At 71.6% G+C, this 6281-nt stretch carries 7 protein-coding genes; 2 read left to right on the top strand and 5 right to left on the bottom strand.

Going from position 1 to position 6281, the window contains the following annotated elements:
* A partial coding sequence (locus tag KBX53_RS18785) for an acyl-CoA dehydrogenase family protein (protein WP_210860685.1) occupies positions 1–1160 on the top strand: 1160 nt, incomplete at its 5' end.
* Between the two features lie 111 nt (positions 1161–1271).
* On the opposite strand, the gene KBX53_RS18780 is transcribed toward KBX53_RS18785, so the two are convergent.
* Together KBX53_RS18780 and KBX53_RS18775 are read right to left on the bottom strand one after the other, a co-directional pair.
* Positions 1272–2486, bottom strand: coding sequence for a hypothetical protein (locus KBX53_RS18780; RefSeq protein ID WP_210860683.1), 1215 nt, complete (start codon positions 2484–2486; stop codon positions 1272–1274).
* A complete protein-coding gene (locus KBX53_RS18775) occupies positions 2483–3424 on the bottom strand; it encodes a transporter substrate-binding domain-containing protein (protein ID WP_210860674.1) in 942 nt (313 codons plus the stop codon). Before KBX53_RS18775 ends, KBX53_RS18780 begins: the two co-directional genes overlap by 4 nt.
* Positions 3425–3593: 169 nt before the next feature.
* On the opposite strand from KBX53_RS18775, the gene KBX53_RS18770 reads away from it, so the two are divergent.
* The gene (locus KBX53_RS18770) at positions 3594–3935 is read left to right on the top strand and encodes a hypothetical protein (RefSeq protein WP_156057243.1); all 342 of its coding nucleotides are present in this window, start codon (positions 3594–3596) and stop codon (positions 3933–3935) included.
* Here the strand turns inward: KBX53_RS18770 and KBX53_RS18765 are convergent.
* The 3 genes from KBX53_RS18765 to KBX53_RS18755 all read right to left on the bottom strand — a co-directional run.
* Complete coding sequence (locus tag KBX53_RS18765; RefSeq protein WP_030328060.1) at positions 3922–5418, bottom strand: serine/threonine-protein kinase; 1497 nt, start codon at positions 5416–5418, stop codon at positions 3922–3924. The genes KBX53_RS18770 and KBX53_RS18765 overlap by 14 nt on opposite strands.
* A 30-nt stretch (positions 5419–5448) precedes the next feature.
* Positions 5449–5952, bottom strand: coding sequence for a hypothetical protein (locus KBX53_RS18760; RefSeq protein ID WP_030328062.1), 504 nt, complete (start codon positions 5950–5952; stop codon positions 5449–5451).
* 126 nt (positions 5953–6078) lie between these two features.
* On the bottom strand, positions 6079–6281 hold a 203-nt coding region (locus KBX53_RS18755; RefSeq protein ID WP_210860673.1), incomplete at its 5' end, for a hypothetical protein.

Raw genomic sequence — 6281 nt, 5'->3', positions numbered from 1 at the left:
CCTTCGACCTCACCCCCGAACAGGACCAGTTGCGCGACGCCGTGCGGGCCCTGGGCCGCCGCTACGGCCACGGCTACTTCGTCGAGAAGGCGAAGGCCGGTGAGCACACCACCGAGTTGTGGGCCGAGGCGGGACGGCTCGGCTACCTGGGGGTCAACATCCCCACCGAGTACGGCGGCGGGGGCGGCGGCATCACCGAACTGGCCATCGTCTGCGAGGAGTTGGCGGCGGCCGGTTGCCCGTTGCTGCTGCTGGTGGTCTCCCCAGCCATCGCGGCGACCGTGATCAACCGACACGGCACCGAGGAGCAGCGCAAACGGCACCTGCCGGGCCTGGCCGACGGCTCCCAGAAGATCGTCTTCGCGATCACCGAGCCGGAGGCCGGTTCCAACTTCCACCGGCTCGGCACGGTGGCCCGGCGCGACGGTGGCGACTGGGTGCTCAACGGTCGCAAGTGCTACATCTCCGGAGTCGACGAGGCCGGGCACGTGCTGGTGGTGGCGCGTACCGAGGATTCCTCGACCGGCAAGCTCAAGCCGGCGCTGTTCCTGGTGCCGACCGACGCGGCCGGGCTGACCCGGTCCAAGCTGGACATGGAGATCGTGTCTCCGGAGAACCAGTTCCTGCTCTACCTGGACGACGTGCGGGTGCCCGCCGACGCGCTGCTCGGTGAGTCGCTGGACGCGGGACTGTCGGCACTCTTCGCCGGGCTCAACCCGGAGCGGATCACGGTGGCCGCGATGGGCGCCGGCACCGGCCGGTACGCCATCGAGCGGGCCAGCGAGTACACCGCCACCCGCAAGGTCTGGGGTGGTCGGACCATCGGCACCCACCAGGGCGTGTCGCACCCGCTGGCCCACGCGGCGGTGCAGGTGGAGCTGGCCCGGCTCATGATCCAGAAGGCGGCCACGCTGTACGACGCTGGCCGCGACCTGGAGGCCGGGGTGTCCGGCAACATGGCCAAGTACGCGGCCGGTGAGGCCGCCGCGCTCGCCGTGGACACCGCCGTCCAGGTGCTCGGCGGGGCCGGCATGACCACCGAGTACGGGGTGGCGACCCTGCTCGGCGCGGTCCGGGCCGGCCGGATCGCCCCGGTCAGCCGCGAGATGATCCTCAACTTCGTGGCCCAACACGTCCTCGGCCAGGACAAGTCGTACTGACCCGGCCTGCACGGCCACGCCGATCTTGCAGTTTCGGTCGTCGATATGCGTGAGATGCCCTTTACGTCGGGACAGTAAGTGCAAGATCGCGGCATAAGGGGCGGGACGGGGTCAGGCCGGCGTACGGCAGGCGGCGTCAATGCGGTGGACCGGGCGGACCCGACGACCCATGCCCTCCAACAGTGAATCCTCGACGTGGAAGTCGTGAATGCGCAGTTGGTGGCGGGGCAACTCCTCCTCGCTCGGGCAGAGCACCTGGGCGCGGACCTGATCGACAGGGACGTACCGGACCCCACCCCGTTCCTGGAGGATCACCATGTTGACGTCGTCGGTGGTGACCACGTGCCCGCGGACGTCCTCGGTGGGCCCACTCTCCGGGCCCACGGTGGTGACGGTCAGCGGCAGCACCGGTGTGCTGATCACCGGCACCGCTGCCCAGATCAGGGTGGCGAGCACCGCCACCTCGGTCACCGACGCCAGCGGCCGGATCACCATGCCCGGCAGCGGCCCCGCGATGAACAGGGCCAGCAGCGGAGGCACCACGATGAGCGCGATCACCAGCAACTCGCCACCCTGCTGCACCGCCGCACGCAGAGTCGGCAGCATCAGCCAGCCGTACCCGGCGAGCAGCGCGCCGATCAGCAGCAGCCGAGGCACCACCCGTTCGTGCAGCCGCCCGGGGCGCAGCTGGAACGCGGCCACGAACGCCGGCAACAGCAGCGGAAGGTAGAGCAACGGCCAGGTGATCAGGGCGAGCAGGAAGCTGGCCAGCACCACCCAGGCCGGCGTCATGTCGGCCCAGCGGGCGAAGAGCGGGCGACGCCGGGCGCCCGGCGGGAGTCGGTCCGCGCTGACGGCCAGCACCGCGCCGAGCGCGAACACCGCGACCAGGCCGGTGGAGAGCAGCCGGGCCGCCGTGGTCAGGAAGCCGGCGAGCAGGTTGACCGGCCCGACGTTGGCCACCAGCAGCAGCGTGGTCTGAAGCTCGCCGCCGGCCTCCACGCCGAGGCGGAGCACCGAGAAGATCGCGGGTACGCCCACCACGGCGGTCCAGAACGACTGGCTGGCTCGGGCTCGCCGCTCCGCCGGATCCCAGCGGACCCGCCCGGGCTGCACCTCGGCGACGACCGGTTCGGCCGGTTCGGCGACCGGCACGGCGGCCGGCCAGGCGACCTCACCGTCCGGTCCGGCCGGTGGAGGGTCGACGACCGGTGCTGCGGTGACCGTACCGTCGACTCTCGGCGCCTCGGCAGCGCCGCCGGGCACGGAGCTGCGGGGCGGCGGCACCGGCCCGTCGCCGCCGGTGGCGGTCGGTGCCGCGCTCACTTCGCGGGCGCCTTGTCGTCGAAGTCGACGAGCTTCGGCACCTCCAGCGGCTGCGGCTGGCGCTTCTCGGCCTTCAGCCACGGGCCGAGGGTTCGGTTGTACGCGGTCTGCCAGGGGCTGGCATCCCCGTCGCGACCCTGCTCGTAGCTCTTCTGCAGGAAGTACGCGACCAGGTCGCGCAGCGCGGGATCACCGATCGGCACGCCGATGCCCAGCAACTCGCTGGTGCCGAACGGCATGTCGACGATCTCGAACTCCTTGGGGAAGCTGGCCAGGAAGCCGGCGAGGATCGACTCGTCGGAGCTGACCGCGTCGTAGCGGCCCTTCCGGATGCCGTCGACGCAGTCGCCGACGTTCTTGACCACGAACGTCTTGACCTGGTGCTTCTCCAACTCGGCCTCGGTGGTGGAGCCGCCGCTGGTGCAGACCTTGTAGGCCGGGTCGCGCAGGTCCTCAATGGTGCGGATCTTGTCCTTGAGTCGGACCGGCACCATCACCTCCTGCGTGGTGACGAAGTACGGCCCGGCGAAGCTGACCAGCTTCTTACGGTCCTCGGTCATGGAGAAGCTGGACACCACCAGGTCGACGGTGCCGCCCTGGAGTGACGGGATGCGGTCCTCGGTGGCGACCGCCACGAACTCCAACCGCTGCTCACCCTCGTAGCCGAGGGAGGCCGCGATGTACCGGGCGATCTCGACGTCGAACCCGACGTGCTGGCCGTTTCGCAACTCACCCATGAGCGGCTCGTTCGTGGCGACACCGATGCGCAGCTTCGACTGGCCGTAGATGTGGGTCTCGCGCATCTTCTCCTGCACCGACAACAACTCCGGTTCCTTGCGGCTGTCGCAACCGGCGGCAGCGGCCAGGGTGAGAGTCAGGGCGACCGCCAGCGTCGACGCGATCGAGCGGAGCCGGGATTGCGAACTGCCTGAGCTCATGGGCGACCTCGCTGCCGGAAGAGCCTGCGGGACACTGAGAGTAGCGGTTCTTGTCCAGTCCGTGTGGGTGCCGTGGGCCATGTCGGCCGGGTCGGCCGGGATCGACGCCGATCGGCACGACAGTCGGCTCTGCGGTTGACAGCCGGCCTCGTCACGACATGCTGGACGGGTGAGCCGATTGCCCAGACCCGATGCGCGCACAGTGGCGGTGCTCGCGGCGCTCGGAGCCCTTGCGCCGCTGGTCATGCTGGTCGTGTGGCGCCGGCAGGATCTGCTCGGCGTGGTTCTCGCGCTGCTCTGCGTGCTGATGACCATGGTCGCCGGGGTGGCCGTCTCCGCCGCTCGTCAGGTCGACGGTCCGGAGCCGGTGGACCGGTCGGCAGCCGTCGGGCCGCCCGAGCTGATGCCGTACGGCATCGACGCGGACACCCTCGACGCGTTGGACAGTCGGGACGCGTTGCGTGCGGTGCGTGACCGCCGACGCGGGTCGAACGGCCTCAGCGGCCGGTGAGCGTGGGCGCGGTGAGGGCGTCCACGCCGCGCCCCGCCAGACACCGGTAGGTCCGGTCGATGCTGCCGTCGACCGGCGGTAGCACCTCCAGGTGCCAGCCGGTCACCTCGGCGATCCCGGTGGTCAGTCGGAACGTGGTGACGCTGCACACCTGCCGCACCGGTTCAGCGGCGGCCACCTCGTCGTAGGTGGCGCCGACCAGCGACACCGGCAGGATGCCCTCGGCGTACGTCTCCCACGTGTGTCGGCCGGCGCAGGACAGCCGGGCCGCCTCGGCGCGGCTGCCGCGGATCCGCATCGGGCCGAAGCACTCCAGCTCGGGCAGGCACCGGGCGCCCTCGGGCAGGGCGGTGGGCCCACCGGTGCCGGTCGCGCAGCCGGGCAACGGCCCGGTCGCCGGCGCGGCGATCTGGGTGGCGGACGGGTACGGGGTGGGTGGTGGCGCCCGGTCCGCGACCCAGGCCCCGGCGGTCGCGGAGGCGGCCAGGGCGAGCACCCCGATGCCGCCGAAGAGCCACCGCCGCCAACGCCGGCCGGTGGAGAGGGTCGGCTGGGTGTCCTCAACGGGTGGGCGGGGCACCGGCTGGCTGGCCGCGTACGGGCCGGACAGCGTCGCGCCCCCGCTGATCGGAGCGCCGCTGACCGGTGCCGACGGCGAGCCGAGCGGCAGGTTGCTGAGCAGGTCGTGCAACTCCAGGGCGGAGGGGCGCTCGCCCGGGTCGTTGGCCATGCCCGCGCGCAGCACGTCGATCAGCTCGTCCGGCACGCCCGGCAGGGCGGGGAGCGGCTGGTTGAACATCTCCAGCACGGTGACCAGGCTCGGGTTGCGCTCGGACTGCCAGCGCGGCGGTCGGCCGTGCATCACCGCGTAGAGGGTGGCGCAGAGCGCGTACACGTCGACGGCCGGCGATGGCGGGCTGTGGCTGAACATCTCCGGCGGCGCGTACGCCGGGGTGAGCACCTCGAGGGTGACCGAGGCGTCCCGGTGCTCGGCGAGGACGGCGAGCCCGAAGTCGGCGAGCACCGCCGAGTTGAAGCCCGAGTAGAGGATGTTGGCCGGTTTCACGTCCCGGTGCAGCACCCCGGCGGCGTGCGAGTGGGCCAGGGCGTCCGCGATCTTGATGCCCAGGTCGCGGGCCTCCACCGGGCCCAGCGGCGAGGTGCGCATCCGTTCGGCGTACGAGCCGTCGCAGAGTTCCATGATCAGGTAGGGGTGCTGATCGATGGTGACCCCCACGTCGAAGAGGTCCACCACGTGCGGGTGTGACGACATCCGCCCGGCGGCCCGCGCCTCGCGCAGGAAGCGGGCCTGGTCGCGCTCGCTGTCCAGCGTCCGGTTCTCGACCTTGACGGCGACCTCGCGGTCCACGGAGATCTGGGTGGCTTGGTAGACGGTCGCGTACCCGCCCCGGGCAAAGACCCGCAAATCAGTCAGGCCGGGCACGATCGGCACGCGCACGCCGCCGGTCGGGGAGTCGGTCACCGCTCGAAAATACCCAACCCGACCGATGGCTCAGCGCGCCGCGTCCGCCGGAGCCGCACCGGTGGGACCGGTACCCTCCTCGGCGACCGCGGTCGTCCCGGCACCCTCGGACGTTCCGGACCCGCCGGCCGGGATGCCCCGTCGGGCATCCAGACGCAGACCGATGGCGGTGGCGACCGCGCCCAGCCCCTCCCACGCCGCCACCCCGAAGAACCGGTCGGGAGCGATGTCGGCCAGCACCGCGATGGTGAACACGGTGAACGTGACCAGCCGGAAGACCACTGTGAAGCGGAAGAACACCCGCCACTCGGTCACCGTGGCGAGCAGGTAGTAGACGCCCATGTTGAACGCCGCCATCGAGGACGCCAGCAGGAACGTCCCGGTGTGGTCACCGACGGCCCGCGTCGCCGGCACCTCGAACCCGAGCATGCGCAGCTGTGCCTCCGGCCAGAGCAGCCCGACCGCGCCCATCACCAGCGCCAGCACGCCGAAGACCGCGATGGTCCAGCCCGCGATGGATCGCGGCAGCTTCATGAAGGGCCTCCCCAGGCACGGCGACGGTCACCACTGTGGACCCGTACGCGGTGGTGACACGCTAGCCCCTCACCCCGGGCACCACATCCCCAGAACCGGCAGAACCTGCACCCTCCCCGGGACGGTTCAGACCAGTGCGGCCAGGCGGGCGTGGAGGGCGTCCGCCGCGGCCCGCTCGCTGCGCTGCTCGGTCGCGTACGCCAGGCGGACCGCCTCCTGCGCACAGGACAGCGCCTCCGCCGGGCGTCCGCAGGCGGCCAACGCCTCGGCCAGCACACTCGCCGCGATCACCTGGCTGCGCACGTCCTCGGCGGGTGCGCCGACCGCTC

The sequence above is a fragment of the Micromonospora sp. M51 genome (assembly GCF_018070305.1).
In the GTDB taxonomy this organism is placed as follows: Bacteria; Actinomycetota; Actinomycetes; order Mycobacteriales; family Micromonosporaceae; genus Micromonospora; species Micromonospora parva.
The sequence above is the reverse complement of the archived record's forward strand: the minus strand, read 5'-3'. Positions and strand labels throughout refer to the sequence as shown.

Coding starts and splice junctions, on each gene's coding strand:
- KBX53_RS18760 (WP_030328062.1), bottom strand. CDS start 5,952: ATGAAGCTGCCGCGATCCATCGCGGGCTGGACCATCGCGGTCTTCGGC.
- KBX53_RS18775 (WP_210860674.1), bottom strand. CDS start 3,424: ATGAGCTCAGGCAGTTCGCAATCCCGGCTCCGCTCGATCGCGTCGACG.